Source organism: Rahnella sp. CJA17(1/100), assembly GCF_963881615.1.
GTDB classification, from domain to species: Bacteria; Pseudomonadota; Gammaproteobacteria; order Enterobacterales; family Enterobacteriaceae; genus Rahnella; species Rahnella aceris.
This window is the reverse complement of the sequence record NZ_CAWOJA010000024.1, coordinates 14,680-30,943: the sequence shown is the minus strand read 5'-3', so window position 1 is coordinate 30,943 and position 16,264 is coordinate 14,680. Positions and strand designations below refer to the sequence as shown.

Sequence of the window (16,264 nt, the reverse complement as noted above, 5' to 3'; positions counted from 1 at the left end):
GGTTGGAACTGTAAGTGATAGAGAAGAACTATATGCCGTGGTCTACATCGAGCCGTTGCAACTCGTCGAGCGTGTAGATGCGAAAGACATTCTGGTGGCGGGTTTCCAGCGGGATGTGCTGATGGTTAACGATGACGTGCCTGATGCTGTCAAAGAGCCGTTCAAGGCCGCACTTTTTCTGCGGATCCGGCACAATATAAAAAACGTAAATCCAGTCTTTACGGGTTCGGGCAAGCAAATGATTGGCGATGATCGACCGATAACGGGCTTTGATTTTAAGATGGCGCTCTGTCTCAATGACGATCACGGTGCCGCCGGGTAGGGTGATTAGTCCGTCCGGGCGGTGGCTGACCTGGTAACAGCTGAGGAAGGTTGTGCGATCGCCATTTACCCACCCGGATGCGCCTTTTTGCTCAAGGATGATCCGTGCTGCCTGATTATCAAGGTGATGCTCCTGCGTCCAGCCGGTGATTTTTGACGGCTCAAACCGCGCCGGGAAAAGCGCATCGTCGGGAGTTAACACTACGGCCAGTCCGTCACTGGTTATGCCCCATAATGAAATTTTCATGGTGCGCGATACCAGGACATGCTTGCGTATTAATCCCATCTTCTCGACTTTTGAAAGCAGGGAATACAGCGATTTATGATCCCGGAAGCCGAACAGCAGCATCAATGTTTTAAAGTCACTGTACGTTTCTTCCTTCAGAAAATTGAGCAGTTTTTGTATTTTTTCGCGATGTCGCGTCTGGCGTTCGCTGTATGCGGTGATAAGCATCATTTCCCCTTTAAAAATCCAGCAATGACGGGTTTTCTTCTTTGTTGGTATTCGGTGTTGTCGTGTCTTTTTCGCCCACCTCATCAAAAAAAGATCGGGACGCGTTGTGGTGATATCCGGCGTTGATACGGATACGGAGGATGTTTCCTCCTCATCAAAATTAAGAGTGATGTTTACCGTTGCCGCGGTGGCGGCAATCGCGGGTGATACGGTACAGATTTCCAATTCGCGTTTTTTCACCCGGATGGGCGAAATGAGAGAAGCAGAGGGGAGTGTTTTGGTCGTGAAGATGAAGCTGACAAAATCGGGCAGGTTCAGGATCATATTGCTGTCGGTAAAGAAACGCTCGGCCTGCCTGATGGTGCGTTCACTGTCGATAGTCTCTGTCAGCACGGCGTCGGTTTTCGCTTTGCGGACCTCATCATCGACTAATATGGTGCCGGACATCCTTGCCACCCATTCAGCGGTATCCGGGTCCATGACACGATAAACCAGTTTGAGTTTGTCGTTCTCAACGACAGCGCCGACAACAGCGTCACCTTTCAAATCTGCCGGGCAGTCTTTTAAATCGGCAATCGACTGATGGTCCATAATAATATGCACGCCTTTATCGCGTGCCGCGCCTAAGCCTTCCAGCGCCAGTCTGGATAAATGGTATTTCAGTTCAGAAAGATAAATAGCAATGGGGCGGGGGACGTCTTTCACTCTCTCGCGCCTTTCTGCCAGCTGGTACAGGCGAACCAGCAACATGCGCTGCGCGGTAATGATTTTGCTGTTGCGCATTGAGCCAATCACATAGCAGCAACCCCCTTCATCAAATATCGTATTAAGCGAAAATCCAGTGGGGGCATTAATGGCATTGAGTAAAGCCAGCTCTTCAATTTTCCCGAAAAAGGTTTTTATCTTATCCGCAATACCCTGAACGTAGTCGCCGTTATAAACATCCCGAATGGTTGCGGTGGTATGTTGATTAACAAACTGCGCTGCTATCCGGGCCGCTTTCCGGTCGTCAATGCGGTAAAAGTCCGACTCCTGACCTTTTTCTGCCAGGCTGAACCCGGCAACAAAAAGCTCTTCCAGTTCATCGGCGGTGATCTCTTCAATCAGGTTTAACTGGTATTGGGGTTTTCGCAGGTCAATTAAGGCAAAAGGTTTGCCTGCATCCTCACAGGCCTTGCGGTAAAGGTGGGGGGCCCATTCATCATCCTTGGGGTCCATCACAAATACGCCTTCACCGGCCAGAATACTTTGATAAAGTAATATCCCGGTGGCAACGCCCTTACCGGCGCCGGTGGTGCCGATAATATCCGCGTGTTGTTTTTGCCAGTCTTTTAACGGCAAATACATCGGCTGAACATCGCGGTCCATGCCGATAAATAACCCTTTGTTCAGGTCGATATAATCCAGCGGGTCATAATGCAGCGTTTCCGGCAGCAGTGATTTTACCGTGCGGACATCGGTGCGCAATTCCTGTTCAAGCGTTGTCTTTCTGACGAGGTGTTTCTTTATTTTGTCTAATTCAGGGGTTAATACCCTGCGTAGCAGAATATGCAAAATAAAACCCGTTACGGTAAAGGCAATCAGCACCGGCCATGCCAGAACGGGAACGCTGTCGACTACACGGCCTTTATAAAGCCACTGGAAAATCCAGATAACAACCGGGGCCATGGTACCGGAAAGAAAACACAGCAGGGAAAAAGAGATAATCAGCTTTTGCCACAACGGGGCTTTTTGCCGTTCATCGCTTTTCATCGACGCGAAAAACGGCATCGTCAGCCCCGATAACAGCGCCAGCATAAGCTGGTGCTGTTGCATAAAAGCCATGTAGCTCAGCGCGCCATTCACTATCGGCGACAGTGAAACGGCCAGCTTATTCAAAATCACGATGCCTCCTTCGTCAGCAATTCGGCCCATGACATCGCCCCATCAATTCGGTCCACCGTGTTGTGCGAATTGATGGGGCGAACGTCAGGGACGAGTAAGGTGGCCGCTGTGCGGCCATCATGCAGGGAAGCATGCTTTCCTGCACGACACGGCGTGCGCCAGTACATGCGGGCTGGACGCTCTTATGATATGTCGCATGGGGGTAATGTCGCGGCTGGACGCCGCGCCAAAACCCCCAACGTCAACGGCGGCACACCGTCGCCCGCTACGCACGACCACCCCCTTTAAGACGGTCGCTTTCGCCTTTTTCTTCCCTTTGCTCGTTCCTTGCAGCGGGAATAAAAGGGAAGCTGACCTTTAAAGAGGGTGGTCGTGCCACGCTACCGGCTTTGGGCCGGAGACTTAGCCGCGACGGTGTGCGGGGCTGTTTGCAGGTGAGGCGCGGGGCCTGAAATATTTTCGCTCCTTAATCCGCGAAAAACAGAAGCCGTAAAAACCTGAAAACCGTCACGCCCATGCTCCCGGTCCGCCAGTATTAACCACGGACGCGGCCATACTTATTAATAACCTGGCTGATAGCTACCTGGTCTGCCGAATCACATTCAAGTAAGAACGATTTTCTGGCATCAACCGTATGGTCAGGCAGAAAACCATGCCGGTTCTTTTTTACGATATTAAAGAATGCTCATTCAGCGGAGTGATATTCACTGCCGCCGCCATTTCCGGATGCATTACCGTACATACATAACATCACTTCCCAGGCATCAGCAGCCAGTATAATTATTGAACATGACGCAATAACGCAGAACAATAATACGGAGGATATTGCTTTATAGTTCTGGCTGGAGGTTCCATGCGGTAAAGATTCTGTGGTGTGGTACCCCGCACAGGGAGACGGATACGTCGGGATGCTGCGTACGGCTCTATGACGCACCTCTGGTTTCTTGGATAACCTGATGTCGCTATATATCGGTTAAGTGTGAGCTTGTTTTCCGTTCGGCAAAATAGTGCGCGGGTGTACTGCCCATTATTTTTTTGAACATGGTGATAAATGCATTAACCGATTCATACCCCAGATTAGCTGCAACATTCTGAACCGAAACGCCGCTAGCCAGTTCCCGGAGAGCAATTATCAGTTGCAGTTGCTGACGCCAGCGTCCGAACGTCAACCCGGTTTCGCGCAGCATTAAACGCGCGAGAGAACGTTCGCTAAGCGCCAGTCTTTTTGCCCATGTTTTGAATGTGCTTCGGTCATCAGGTTGACTGACCAGAGCATCGGCCATGGCGCGGATTTTAGGATGCGACGACACAGGGAGGCTCAGTTTCTGCTGAGGCATGGTGGCTAATTCATCAAGTGTTACTCTGGTCAGTCTGGCGAGATGGCTTTCTGGTGGGTATCCGACACCCTCGCGGGTTAAACGGGCAACGAGTTCTTTGATCAGACCAGAAATGGCCAGAGTGCAGCATCGCTCCGGCAGCGCGGCGGCTCCAGGTTCGATAAAAAGATAGTTGAGATGCGCATTCCAGGTAGCTTTTGCGCTGTGCGGTACTCCCCCAGGGATCCAGACGGCACAATCAGGCGGCACGATCCAGATATCATTTTCGGCGCGACAAATGACCGCCCCATAGAGGGCAATAATCAATTGCCCTTTGCGGTGCGTATGCACAGGCACTTCGGCCGCGTAATCGACAAAATCCAAATGACGCGCGACGGCGGGGCAGGAGGTGGTATCCGGATCGAACAGCGTATTGGCGAGTGGAGGTAACATAGATTGGCAACATTTAGGTATTTTTTGACAGAATAGAGTATTTAAGTGGATATGCAAGCCGGTAATAATTTCCGGCATGAAAAAAATTAACGCGAGTTACTTTCATTTTTTACACACGATATGCCATCGTCTTCACGGTATGGCTTCTCCTTCACTACTGAATGATGCGAACGCTCTGCTCTATTCCGCGAAGAGTTTTGCCGCTGCGATGCTCGCATACTACATTGCATTATCAATTGGCCTGGAGCGGCCTTCCTGGGCAATTATCACCGTATATATTGTTTCCCAAACCTCCGTCGGAGCGTCGCTAAGCAGAAGTTTGTATCGTCTGGTGGGAACGGTAATCGGCGCGGGCATGACGGTATTAATTGTACCCACGTTCGTGAATTCCCCCGTATTTTGCAGCGTGATACTGACAGGCTGGATTACATTCTGCCTCTATTTGTCCTTGCTGGAACGCACGCCCCGGGCCTATGGTTTTGTCCTTGCTGGTTACACTGCGAGTCTGATTGGCTTCCCTGCTGTATCCGATCCTGGCGCGATTTTTGACATCGCTATCACTCGGGTACAGGAAATCATGATCGGTATCTTCTGCGCGGCACTTATTCATCGCTATGTATTGCCCGCGCGCATCTCAGGCCAGTTCAACAGTAAGTTATCGCAGACGCTGCTCGCGGCGCGACAGCGTATCGCAGAGACTTTAACAGGCAAACCCGATCCTGTTTCCTCGCCGCTGCATATGGCACTGGCATTGCAGTTCCTGCAGGGCATCAGCCATCATATCCCTTATGATTTTGCGTTCTCTGTACCGGTCCGGCAAGCGAGAAAAAGGCTTCATGACAGGCTTGCGCGATTAGTCATTGTTAACTGTGAGTTACGTGACCGTTTAGCGCTGATAGCGACGATACCTTTCGATGTGCAAATTTTAATGGATGATGTTGAGGTCTGGCTGGCCTGCAAAGATGAAGGAAAATTTAAAAGCGAGGGGGAAGCGCTCAAAAAACGCAGTGAAAAATTACTGCAGCGCTATGTCGTACATGAGTTGACGTTTGGAGAAGCACTGCATGTAAGTTTTATGCGCTACCTGACAGAGGCCATTGTCCTCGTGCAGCAGTGCTATCGTCTTTCGGATGCCATTCATCACGCGAATCAGATGCCTGCGCACTCGGAAATGAATACCGTGAAAGGATATGTATTCCACCGCGATCCTCTTACTGCTGCTCGCACCGCAATGGGCGCTTTCACCATCATTTTGAGCGGCTGCATGGTGTGGATTTTCTCGGCATGGCCTGATGGCGGTACGGCAGTATCTATCCTTGGCGTTTGTTGCACACTGTTTGGCAGCTTCGATACGCCTGCCCCGCATATTGTGAAATACATCATTGGTTCCCTCTGGGGGGTTGTGATAAGCCTGATCTACAGCTTCGTTCTCCTACCGCAAGTCAGTGATTTTATCGTGCTGGTAGTGGTTCTAGCTCCGGTATATCTGCTTGCCGGATCGCTCCAGGCAAGGCCGCCCACCACGTTTATGGCGATGGGGATCACACTGACGCTGCCTATTTTGTGCGAGCTGGGTGCTCGTTACAGCGGGGATTTTGCCATGGCGGTGAATACCTCTATCGCATTATTTTCTGCAACTGGCTTTGCGGTATTCAGCATGGGCTTTCTGCAGACTGTGCAGGCAGATGCGGCAATAAATCGCCTGCTTAAATTATGTCAGCGCGATATTAACCGCTGCGTGAAAGGTGTGTTGAATACTGATGAAACTCTCTGGATCAACCTGATGATCGATCGGGCTGCGTTGATACTGCCGCGTTTGCCGCGCAGCGGACAGTCATCAGAACGGGCATTGAATCATCTTTTGCACACCCTGCGTATAGGCCTGTGTGTAATGCGATTACGCCGATGGGATGCGCATGCAGACAAAGAAATAAAAGAGGTTCTCAATTGTCTTACACACTCGACGGATATTGACACCTTACTTCAACGGATTGTCAGCCTGACTGAGCGTAGCCTGTCCGTAGCAGATGAACTATCGCGGCATTATGTTGATCAACTGGTTGATCTGTACTGCGCATTAAGCACTCAGGAAATGGAGCCTGCCGATGATCAATGATTTCAATATTGAGGGCGTTTATGTACCCGGTCTCCTGGTTATTTCCCTCGTCGCGCTGACCTGTACGCTATTACTCGTGCAGCTTTTCTCGCTCAGCAAGGGTTACCGTCGCTTGCCGTTTCGCCCGATGATCGATTTTTCCATCTTTATTATTACTTTTTACCTGTTGTTGCAGGGACTGACCGAACTGGGGTTTTTTAAATGAAATCGTTACTTTCTCTACTGGGCCGCTACTTGCTGACGCTCAGCGCTGTGGCGGTGGCTACGCTTTTGGCTTTTATTCTCTGGAAACATTATGTGCAAACCCCCTGGACCCGCGATGGTCGGGTTCGTGCGGATGTGGTCCAGATTGCGCCGGATGTCTCTGGACCGGTTCTGAATGTGGCCGTCCGCGATAATCAGTGGGTTAATCGGGGCGATGTGCTCTATTCCATTGACCCGCACTGGTTGAGGTTGGCAGTGGTCAGCGCCCAGGCCGATGTTGAGGCGAAACGTCATGAAATGCTGATGCGCCAGGATGCGGCGAGGCGACGCTCTCAGATTAAAGGGGTGATTTCCAGCGAGGATTTACAACAAACAGCCAGCGCAGCCAGCGTCGCTGCGGCTAATTACCACGGTGCACTGGCTGCGCTGGACCTTGCAGAGCTTAACTTATCGCATGCTATTGTTCGGTCTCCGGTTACGGGCTATGTCACACATTTGCGGCTTCGCCCTGGTGACTATGCCACAGCGGGAGAAACTAAAGTTTCCATCATTGATGCCCATAGTTTTTGGGTTGTTGGCTATTTTGAAGAGACTAAGTTGCAACATATCCGCACGGGAAATACTGCACACATTACGTTGATGGGATTTAAGCCGGTGATCACGGGTCATGTTGAGAGTATCGGACGCGGAATAGATGATAACAATGACGAGACCGGGGGGCTTGGCCTGCCTAATGTCGAGCCAACCTTTAGCTGGGTGCGGCTCGCGCAGCGTATCCCGGTTCGGATTCATATTGACAGATTGCCGGAGGGAGTTGAATTGGTGGCTGGACTGTCTGCGAGTATATCCATCACACCATAATAAAAAGTATGGTCTATATTGAGGATTTATTCAGAACTTAGGGATTGTCAGCTCTTGATCTATATGCCTGATGAGAATGTGTTTCTGGTAGAGTAATTCTGAGGTTTCGGTTATGAAAAACAGGAAGGATTTTGTAAATGACTTAATTATTTGGATAAACAAAAATATAGAGATGCCACTAAAAATTGATGATGTGGCTATCAGGTCCGGATATTCAAAATGGCATTTGCAGAGATTGTTTTTTTCTGAAACAGGACAGAGTCTAGGAGGTTTTATCAGAGAGAAAAAATTATGTCTTATTTTAGAGGCTGTTATCACAACAAATGAACCTTTGATAAACATCGCGATGCGATTTAGCTTTGACTCTCAGCAATCATTAACCAGGGCATTTCGGAAAAGGTATAATGTCCCACCACACCGGTAAGAAAAAATGCCGTAGATATTAAAAGCAAGTCTTCTTGGGAGTAAGGTAATTACTCGTATCATAAGGATGAGTTTTTAAATCTTTAGTAACTATCTGGATTATGGACGGGGTTCATCTGGTAATCATGGTCTTATTACCTCAGTTATAGATTTGTTGAACGAAATGAAATCACTCATTTATTTCATTGTAAATGAATCTAAGTCTTCCTGTGCAATGTATGCTTTGTAGTGATGTTATGGACGCCCCTCCCTGAAGTAGCCAGTGCCATACTCTATTGACTGCAATTAATTCAGGAGTGATATCACATGAACACAATCAGAGTTGTTGGTATCGACATTGCCAAATCTGTTTTTCAGGTATGCGTCTGGATGGTTGATGGTTCAATTGCATATAACAAGAAGATCTCCCGTTCAAAATTGCTGGATTGCGTTCGACACTTCGAGTCCGGAACGCTTATCGCGATGGAGGCATGCTCTACTTCGCACTTCTGGGGCAGAACCTTCAGAACGATGGGATACAACGTCAGACTGATACCTGCCCAGCACGTTAAAGCCTTTGTCAGAAGCCAGAAAAACGATGCTAATGATGCGCTGGCGATTTGTGAAACAGCACTCCGCCCTGGCATCCACTTTGTTCCGGTCAAAACTGCTGAGCAGCAGGATATCAAAGCGCTGCGAAATACCCGTCAGCTCATGGTTGAGCAAAGAACGGCGCTGGCTAACCAGCTTCGTTCTCTGCTCGCTGAATATGGTCTCATTATCCCTGTCGGGATACAGTGCCTCCAGCAGAACCTGCCTGAACTGATGGAAGACGCGTCGAATGAGTTAACGTTCACTGTCCGCCGTTTACTTTCTACATTGCGGGAAGACATGCAGGCGCTGAATGAACGCGTCACCGGACTGGATAAGGAAATTGCTGCATTGTCTTCACAACAAGCTGCCTATCGCCAGTTGTTAACTATTCCGGGAGTCGGCCCGCTCATCGCGGCAGCGTTTATCAGTGAAGTGGATGCAGGGCAATTTTCCAACGGCAGAGAGTTATCCGCCTGGTGTGGCCTGGTTCCCCGGCAGCACAGTTCGGGAGGCAAGCAACGATTATCCTCCGTGACAAAAAATGGCAATCGTAGTCTCAGAACATTAATCATCCATGGAGCACGGTCTGTAATGCGCTGTATGAAAAAGCGCGATGACAGTCTGGGCCTTTGGCTGCAAAGGCTTGAAGCTCGTCGGGGGTTCCTGAAAACCACGGTTGCACTGGCGAATAAACTGACGAGAATTATCTGGCGTGTGCTGACAGATGGGGTTGATTTTAATATGCAGAAGGCCGTTGCGATGAATTAGCTAAAAACAGCAATTTACAGAAACTTATTTAACTGAGTTTGCAGGCACTGATGAGAAAACGGCTACCGTCCCTGTAACAGCCTGAAGTTGACCTGGGTAATCATATACCGGTGTAGTGATAAGGAAACAGGGCTCGGATGACATCATGGCGCGGGTAAATTAACCCACTAACGACGCCGGATATATGGTCGCAAACCGTATCGAACCAGTACTTGTAACACCCGGGGCGTCCATATATGGTCAACAAAAACTGGCCACGGCTTTAGAGTTTTTCCAAAACAATCTTTCTGATTCATTCGGCGTCAAACCACCATTATATTGATGAGGTCTGAGCTGGCTGTAATATCCTGTGATGTAATTCGTTATTGCCGTGCTGGCTTGGCTAAAATTAGCGTAGCCATTATCCGGTACCCACTCTGTTTTCAGACTTCTGAAGAACCGTTCCATTGGGCTGTTATCCCAGCAATTTCCCCGGCGACTCAGACTTTGCTTTATCTGATATCTCCACAGTAACTGCCTGAAATTCCTGCTGGTATAGTGACTGCCTTGATCCGAGTGATACAGTAAATTAGCCGGTTTTCCCCGTGCTTCCCAGGCCATCGACAGGGCTTTACCTGTCAGTGCTGAATCAGGGAAAAATGACATCGCCCAGCCAACCGGTTTACGGGAAAACAAATCGAGTACTACAGCCAGATAAGCCCAGCGTTTTCCCGTCCAGATATAAGTCACATCACCGCACCAGGCCTGATTAGGCTCGGTAACAGCAAACTGGCGATCCAGATAATTAGGGATCTCAATGTGTTCCTTAGACGCCTTCTTATAACGATGGCCAGGTTGCTGACAGCTGATAATATTGAGCGCTTTCATTAGCTTTGTTGCCCGCCAGCGGCTCAGTTTTATACCTTTGGTGGTGACCATCGCGGCAATGCTTCGCGCTCCTGCTGAGCCGTTACTTTCGCGATAAACTTCACGCACAAGGCTCAGTAATGCCACTCTCGTGGCGTCAGGCTTCCTGGGCTGCCGCCAGTATTTATAACTGCTGCGATGAACCCCAAACACGTTGCACACAACGGCAACAGGAAACCGCGCCCTGAGTTTCTCAACTAATGAGAATTGTTCAGGGAGTCTGACATCAAGAGCGCGGTAGCCTTTTTTAATATATCCCTTTCCATTTCAACGCGTTGAAGTCTTTTCTTTAGCTCGCGTATTTCAATCTGCTCAGGTGTCATGGGTGAAGCAGTGGGTGATTTTCCCGCTCGCTCTTCTTTCAGTTGTCGAACCCATTTGTCCATTGTGGATTTGCCGACGTTCATTGCCGTAGCAGCGGCGGCAACGGTGTAATGCTGATCGAGTACAAGCTGGGCAGCTTCGAGGCGAAACTCGGGGCTAAAATTGCGTCTGTTACGTCCGGTCATAATGTCACCTGTTTTTACTGTGAGGTGATGATATCACCTCTATTCAGGTGGCCAAATTCAGTGTGCCACTACACCTCCACCCGAGTGCCGGTTTCGGCCTGTTTAAGGGCAAAGGCTATCTGTTCTTCGGTATAACGGGTCTTTTTCATGGTTGATATGCCTCTCAGTGAGATGAAAGAAAGACCGGATACTTCAGTTTAGACTGGCACTGTTTTCAGGAAGGAGATCAGTTGTAGAATTTTAAGAGATATGCTAAATAATATTGAGATTTAAATGGAAGAATTTAATTTTTATCGAATTGTTAATAAAACTTAACAGCTATAATGAGTTCTACTTCATTTTGACTTACTTACATCTTATTTTTTTTGGCATCAGGGTGGTGTTAATGTTTTGTAAAAACCTTGAAAACCACTATCTTTAGGTGACACACAATGAATCAAAATAATCATAGCGCTCTCGAATTGATGCAGATGTATCAGTATTCCATAAGTGAACTGGAACGCAGAGCCATTATAAGAAGGAAAGGGAATTTCGTTAGTGATTACACTATATGGTTAGCTACTAATCGAATGGGTATGGAATTAACACACACAAAAGGATATGATGCTCAAGCAAGTAATGGTCGAAAGGTTAGAATTATCTCATTCCGAAATAGCATTAATAACCAATCAAGTTTGATTGGTGTTATCAGCGATCATGAATTAAAATTTTTTGACGAATTACTCGTTGTAATTTACACATTCGATTTTAACGTAAATCTAGCCTTAATAATTCCAAAAGAAATTATACTAGAAACTAATTTATTCAGTAGGAAGCTAAACGGATATGCACTCAGAATAAACAATTTATTAACTAAAAACCCTAACATATTGGATGTCAGCCACATATTGTGCGAGCAAACTGAATCTACTTTTTTTAATGAAGATAGGATAATTAAAAAAATCGAAAGCGATCTTAAAATAGTAGGAAAACGTACATTTGTTAACTATTATGAATATTTAAAGAAACATATTAAAACAGAATTAATTGTTAATGTAATGCTTTCTAACAATTTGGACTGGAAGGCAATGACAGCTTATACAAAAGTAAAGAAAATGAAATTAATATTTGATGAAAAAAATGAAAATAAAGCACTAGAAATAATAGTTAACTCTACAAATAAATTAATCCCTCAATCAACCAAGGATAGAGCAAGAGAATTATTAAAGCAAAATGAAAATAACATTGAGTATGCATAATCAATGATAAAAAATTTGATTGGTTCTTGATGTTAGTGAAGAGTACCGTGTTATTGTAAATTTCGTGACAGGGGGTTATAAAGCACCAACCAGATATGCTAAAAATTCATAGATAGCAACTATTTTATATTTTTACTGTATGGGTTAACCAAAAGGCTCTAATACATATTTCCGTATTCCTCGGCAATGAGAGCCTTTTAAGCTATCAACATTCTGGCGGTTTACATCAATCAAATTCTCATCTGGAATGGAAACCAACTCATCCATCATTGATACAGCTTTACGTTAGTCGATGAAGCTCACATTTTACTATCATGATGCTTTCGGTAGCATTAGTATTCCATACTTCTCAGTATTTATTTCACCTTGTAGGAGTGAACCACCTTTTACGAGAAAGAGCTCAAAGTTATGCGCTCCAGGCATTCTGTACCTGATGTTAAGACTCAGAAATGCTCACAAAGTCGTTGCCCTTGCCCTTGCCCTTGCCCTTGCCCTTGCCCTTGCCCTTGCCCTTGCCCTTGCCCTTGCCCTTGCCCTTGCCCTTGCCCTTGCGATGGCAGGGCAGGGCTTTCATAATGCATTCAAGGTAGCTTTACTTCCCTCTTACAACACACCAGGTTTTTGCTCCTGTTACAGGATAAAACATCCAATCATGTTTTAATTTAAGAAAACGCTGCGGCCTTACTGATAGGAAAGATCTTAGTGGTAATTCAGTTGTAAAATCTAACTCTGTTTCTGGCACAAGGGTAGAATGTAAATTTATTATAATAAGATAAATCTTAGAGTAAATCATTGCAGTGAAAAATTAAAAAAAATTTACATACCACATAATAAATTGAAAAAATCTCTTGCAATTTTAAAAACTAATTATGTAAAGTACTCTCAAAAATAATTATAGGTAGTTTAAAGTACATTGATAATTTAGAAAAAAAATTACACACAGCGAAAAAAGAGTGAGAGGCTTAAGTGAAAAGTAATCATGTTGATGATAATTCTACATGTGGATTCTGTAATTGTATTTTAAAGGAAAATAGTACCACATGCTCCTATTGTGGTGCTGAGTTAATTACCGCCTATATTGATAGACCTACGAGGAAGTTAATTTTATATTTACGAATCGTTCTAATTTTTATTTCAGGTCTGTTAGCATTATTTTTCTATCAAAATTCTAATTTAGTCTATTTGTCTATAATTTTAGCTGTGCCCTTAGTATTACTTTCTTGGGTTTTACCATGGTTTTTTTTCAAAATAAAAAACAAAGGAAACTATATTTGGAGAAGAAAGTCCATCTAACTTAGTTAGAAATATTTTCCTTATAAAATATTGAGGTGACAGTTCTTATCACTTTGTCACCTCATATTTATCACTTTTTCAACCTAATACCATATCCTAGCATGGTGTTCGTTTTGAATAGGATAATCGCTGAAATCGTAAATCCAGATGGTGTTTGGAGGCATTCCAAACTTACAAGAAATTTGAAAGAACTGAATTCTACCTATGATTTTATGGATGAGTGCTGTGTGTAGTACACGCATGATGATGTAAGGCTTGAAAAGCACCTTCCTGCTTTTGCTGCTATGTTTTTCAGCGTTTTGAGACATGCATTGAAAATGTGAACCAAGCAAAAGGCGGGCTGGCGGTTAACATTGCGCGCGTCGAGGTTCGAGATGTCTAAATCGTCACGCGGGAGCGGTTTCAAACTAATATAAGCTGAACATAGGGATCGTCGAGTATCTTGGAATATAGCGATTAGAAAAAAGAATGGAGCATACTATTCCAGAAGTGACAGCTATGGCAGCTATAGAGAATCATTTACAGGATAATCAGGTCTGATAGACGACTCAATGCTAGAAGCAGACGTAACTCAGAGCATAAGAATGTCAGCGAAGTGGACATTCTTATTGATTGAGAATGTTCATAAGCAGGGGTTATGTAAGAGAGAACAGATTAATGTTCTTACAATTGTGATTTACTAAGCATCTTCAGAAACTATATGGAAGTTTTTTATGAAATTTGTGGAATTTTTTATTGAATAGCAGATTATCGGAATAGCTTTATTTTAAACATTTAAGGTGTATTAGAAGAATGAATCGCGTCCCCTCAATCATAGCTCCCTCTACTGCACAGCTTGCTTACCTGTGTCGCATGGCCGCTTATACTGGAGCTGTAGTATGCCTGAGCTGGCTTGCATCTTTCATCTTTCTCAGAGATTGGGAACTTGTCATTTCACTACTTATCCTTGCGGTGGCAATCCTTCCTTGTTGGTGTCTTGCTGTAAATGGGAATTTTTCAAATGGATTAATGCTTGCTCAAACGGTTTGTCTAATATTTGTAGTGATATTTTGCTATAAATATGACGTGCCTGACGTTTCTGTCCAACGCACAACACATCTTTACCTTCCTGTTATTGCCCTTGTGGGTTACATGAATTATCAGCAAAAAAAATCTCGTTTGCAATTAATTATCATTATATTAAGCCTCCTATCCTTCGTTGTTTACTGCAGTACTGTGAATAGATTTACGATAGATAATCCAAGCCACCGTAGTTTTCAGATTCTCAGTGTATGGCTGAATCCGATATTGTCCACACTACTATTATTTGGCGGCATAGCAGCGATGCATATCGATTTTACCAGAAAAAAAATGATGGCTAAATCTATTCAGGATGCGCTTTACAATGAGCAGTTCATCCTTTTATATCAGCCCATGGTAAATTCAAGTGGTCGGATTATAGGTGCTGAAGCATTGATTCGCTGGAAACACCCTTCCCAAGGATTATTATCTCCATCAGCCTTTCTTATTGATGCTCAAAGTGCCGGGCTGATGCCCATGATTGGTGAATGGGTTATATCGCAAACTTTTAAATGTTTGCTGCAATGGCAGAAAATAGATGTAACTCGACATTTGTCGGTTTCCATCAATATTACGGTCGATCATCTTATGCAGCCTGATTTCGTGCGTAAACTCCTTGATAGAGTTCGCGCATACAATATTCCCTGCAATCAGGTACATCTGGAGTTAACGGAAAACGTTTTTGTCTCTGAACCTGAAATCGTCGCTGAGAAGATGAATGAATTGGCTTCTGTCGGATTCCTATTTTCGCTCGACGATTTTGGGACGGGGTATTCTTCTTTAAGTACATTACGCGGACTTCCCTTAAAACAAATAAAGATTGATCGCAGTTTCATCACTAATGTAACTGAAAGTGAAAAGGGGGCTGTTATTGCAAAAAATATTGCACGAATGGGTTGTGAACTAGAGTTGGAAGTTGTGGCTGAGGGTATTGAAACAGAAATGCAATTTACCATAATGAAAGAGTATGGTTGTACTATTTTTCAGGGATTCTTGTTCTCCCCCCCTCTTAGTAGAAAGGAATATACTCAATTAGTAGTTAATTCTGAAATACTTCCCTGTAGTTGAATATCATCAATATTTTCTTTTCATAAGCTAAGTAATAAATTTTTCAGAACATTTCACTCATTACTCTACCGCCATATTTATGCTGATCCCCTCCTTTCACCGAATCGTTATTCGATAATCTTCCGGATGCTGAACTGTTCAAATCACTGCCAGACATGGGGCCGTGTATAGGCCCGCGAATGCTTGCAATATTGGGTGATAACCGCGATAGCCTCAATAGTGAGGAAGAAATTCAAAACTATGTTGGCATTGCACCAGTAACCGAACGAAGTGGTTAAAAATCCTGGGTACACTGTCGTTGGCAATGTGCGAAGTTCATCCGACAGACGTTTGTGGAATGGACAGCGAGCACGGTAAACTCATCATAATGGGTCAAACTGAATTATCAGGAGCAGCGAGAAAAGGAGAATCTCATCAATCCGCGCTCCGGGCTCTGGCATTCAAATGGATAAGGATCATTTACCACTGCTGGAAGACCATAACCCGTTATGACGAAGCAAAATATTTGCTGGCACTAGAATAGCGAAAATCGCTCTTATTGAGGCCGTAAAAAGCTTGTCGAATGACTCAGGGCGTGAAGCGGACGTTGATTCTTCGTTATGGTTAGCACGAAAACAATGAGAAGGCTTTCACTCTTCTTAATGCTTTATAGAATGCATATTGCACGGTCGTGGATTTTCACCTATATTCTTCAGCAAGGTGATGGTGTTCCACCTTTCCCAACCGCCGAACTGTCCAGTTCGGATAATGACGCCTGATATACATTTTTGCTTTTTCCCTTAGGCAGGTATGTCAGGTACTCTTATGAAAAAATTCTA

11 protein-coding genes, 3 pseudogenes and 1 riboswitch are annotated in these 16,264 nt (G+C 45.2%); of the genes and pseudogenes, 8 read left to right on the top strand and 6 right to left on the bottom strand.

What is annotated here, in order from left to right; translation table 11 throughout:
- Window positions 1–28: 28 nt before the first annotated feature.
- From mobC to AACU55_RS14120, 4 genes and pseudogenes are all read right to left on the bottom strand, one after another.
- Complete coding sequence (mobC, locus tag AACU55_RS14135) at window positions 29–775, bottom strand: MobC family replication-relaxation protein (RefSeq protein WP_134707094.1); 747 nt, start codon at window positions 773–775, stop codon at window positions 29–31.
- A 10-nt stretch (window positions 776–785) separates the two neighbouring features.
- Window positions 786–2,659: pseudogene (locus AACU55_RS14130) on the bottom strand (type IV secretory system conjugative DNA transfer family protein).
- A 535-nt stretch (window positions 2,660–3,194) separates the two neighbouring features.
- Window positions 3,195–3,485 (bottom strand): annotated as a pseudogene (locus tag AACU55_RS14125) (conjugal transfer protein).
- Window positions 3,486–3,621: 136 nt separating this feature from the next.
- The gene (locus AACU55_RS14120) at window positions 3,622–4,428 is read right to left on the bottom strand and encodes an AraC family transcriptional regulator (protein ID WP_134707093.1); all 807 of its coding nucleotides are present in this window, start codon (window positions 4,426–4,428) and stop codon (window positions 3,622–3,624) included.
- A gap of 76 nt (window positions 4,429–4,504) precedes the next feature.
- On the opposite strand from AACU55_RS14120, the gene AACU55_RS14115 reads away from it, so the two are divergent.
- From AACU55_RS14115 to AACU55_RS14095, 5 genes are all read left to right on the top strand, one after another.
- Complete coding sequence (locus tag AACU55_RS14115; RefSeq protein WP_134707092.1) at window positions 4,505–6,544, top strand: FUSC family protein; 2,040 nt, start codon at window positions 4,505–4,507, stop codon at window positions 6,542–6,544.
- Entirely contained in the window at window positions 6,534–6,749 is a 216-nt protein-coding gene (locus tag AACU55_RS14110) for a DUF1656 domain-containing protein (RefSeq protein ID WP_117119710.1), read from the top strand. Before AACU55_RS14115 ends, AACU55_RS14110 begins: the two co-directional genes overlap by 11 nt.
- On the top strand, window positions 6,746–7,609 hold the full coding sequence (locus tag AACU55_RS14105) for an efflux RND transporter periplasmic adaptor subunit (RefSeq protein ID WP_134707091.1): 864 nt from the start codon (window positions 6,746–6,748) through the stop codon (window positions 7,607–7,609). Before AACU55_RS14110 ends, AACU55_RS14105 begins: the two co-directional genes overlap by 4 nt.
- Window positions 7,610–7,721: 112 nt before the next feature.
- Window positions 7,722–8,033 (top strand): helix-turn-helix domain-containing protein, encoded by a 312-nt coding sequence (locus AACU55_RS14100; RefSeq protein ID WP_339382259.1) that lies wholly within the window; start codon window positions 7,722–7,724, stop codon window positions 8,031–8,033.
- Window positions 8,034–8,338: 305 nt separating this feature from the next.
- Window positions 8,339–9,373 carry an IS110 family transposase gene (locus AACU55_RS14095; RefSeq protein WP_134707090.1) on the top strand — a complete coding sequence of 345 codons (1,035 nt, stop codon included), beginning with the start codon at window positions 8,339–8,341 and terminating at the stop codon, window positions 9,371–9,373.
- 240 nt (window positions 9,374–9,613) lie between these two features.
- Here the strand turns inward: AACU55_RS14095 and AACU55_RS14090 are convergent.
- A protein-coding gene (locus tag AACU55_RS14090) for an IS3 family transposase (protein WP_101377519.1) occupies window positions 9,614–10,788 on the bottom strand; the annotation gives its coding sequence in 2 pieces (ribosomal slippage) (window positions 9,614–10,530 and window positions 10,530–10,788; 1,176 coding nt in all).
- A gap of 431 nt (window positions 10,789–11,219) precedes the next feature.
- On the opposite strand from AACU55_RS14090, the gene AACU55_RS14085 reads away from it, so the two are divergent.
- On the top strand, window positions 11,220–12,026 hold the full coding sequence (locus AACU55_RS14085; protein ID WP_134707089.1) for a hypothetical protein: 807 nt from the start codon (window positions 11,220–11,222) through the stop codon (window positions 12,024–12,026).
- 436 nt (window positions 12,027–12,462) lie between these two features.
- Here the strand turns inward: AACU55_RS14085 and AACU55_RS14080 are convergent, their stop codons facing one another.
- The gene (locus AACU55_RS14080) at window positions 12,463–12,600 is read right to left on the bottom strand and encodes a hypothetical protein (RefSeq protein WP_167686179.1); all 138 of its coding nucleotides are present in this window, start codon (window positions 12,598–12,600) and stop codon (window positions 12,463–12,465) included.
- 1,511 nt (window positions 12,601–14,111) lie between these two features.
- On the opposite strand from AACU55_RS14080, the gene AACU55_RS14075 reads away from it, so the two are divergent.
- Window positions 14,112–15,446, top strand: a complete 1,335-nt coding sequence (locus AACU55_RS14075; RefSeq protein ID WP_134707087.1) for an EAL domain-containing protein — start codon at window positions 14,112–14,114, stop codon at window positions 15,444–15,446.
- 107 nt (window positions 15,447–15,553) lie between these two features.
- Window positions 15,554–15,969: pseudogene (locus AACU55_RS14070) on the top strand (transposase); the annotation flags it as partial.
- Window positions 15,970–16,135: 166 nt separating this feature from the next.
- Window positions 16,136–16,210: riboswitch (Fluoride riboswitch) on the top strand.
- Window positions 16,211–16,264 lie beyond the last annotated feature (54 nt).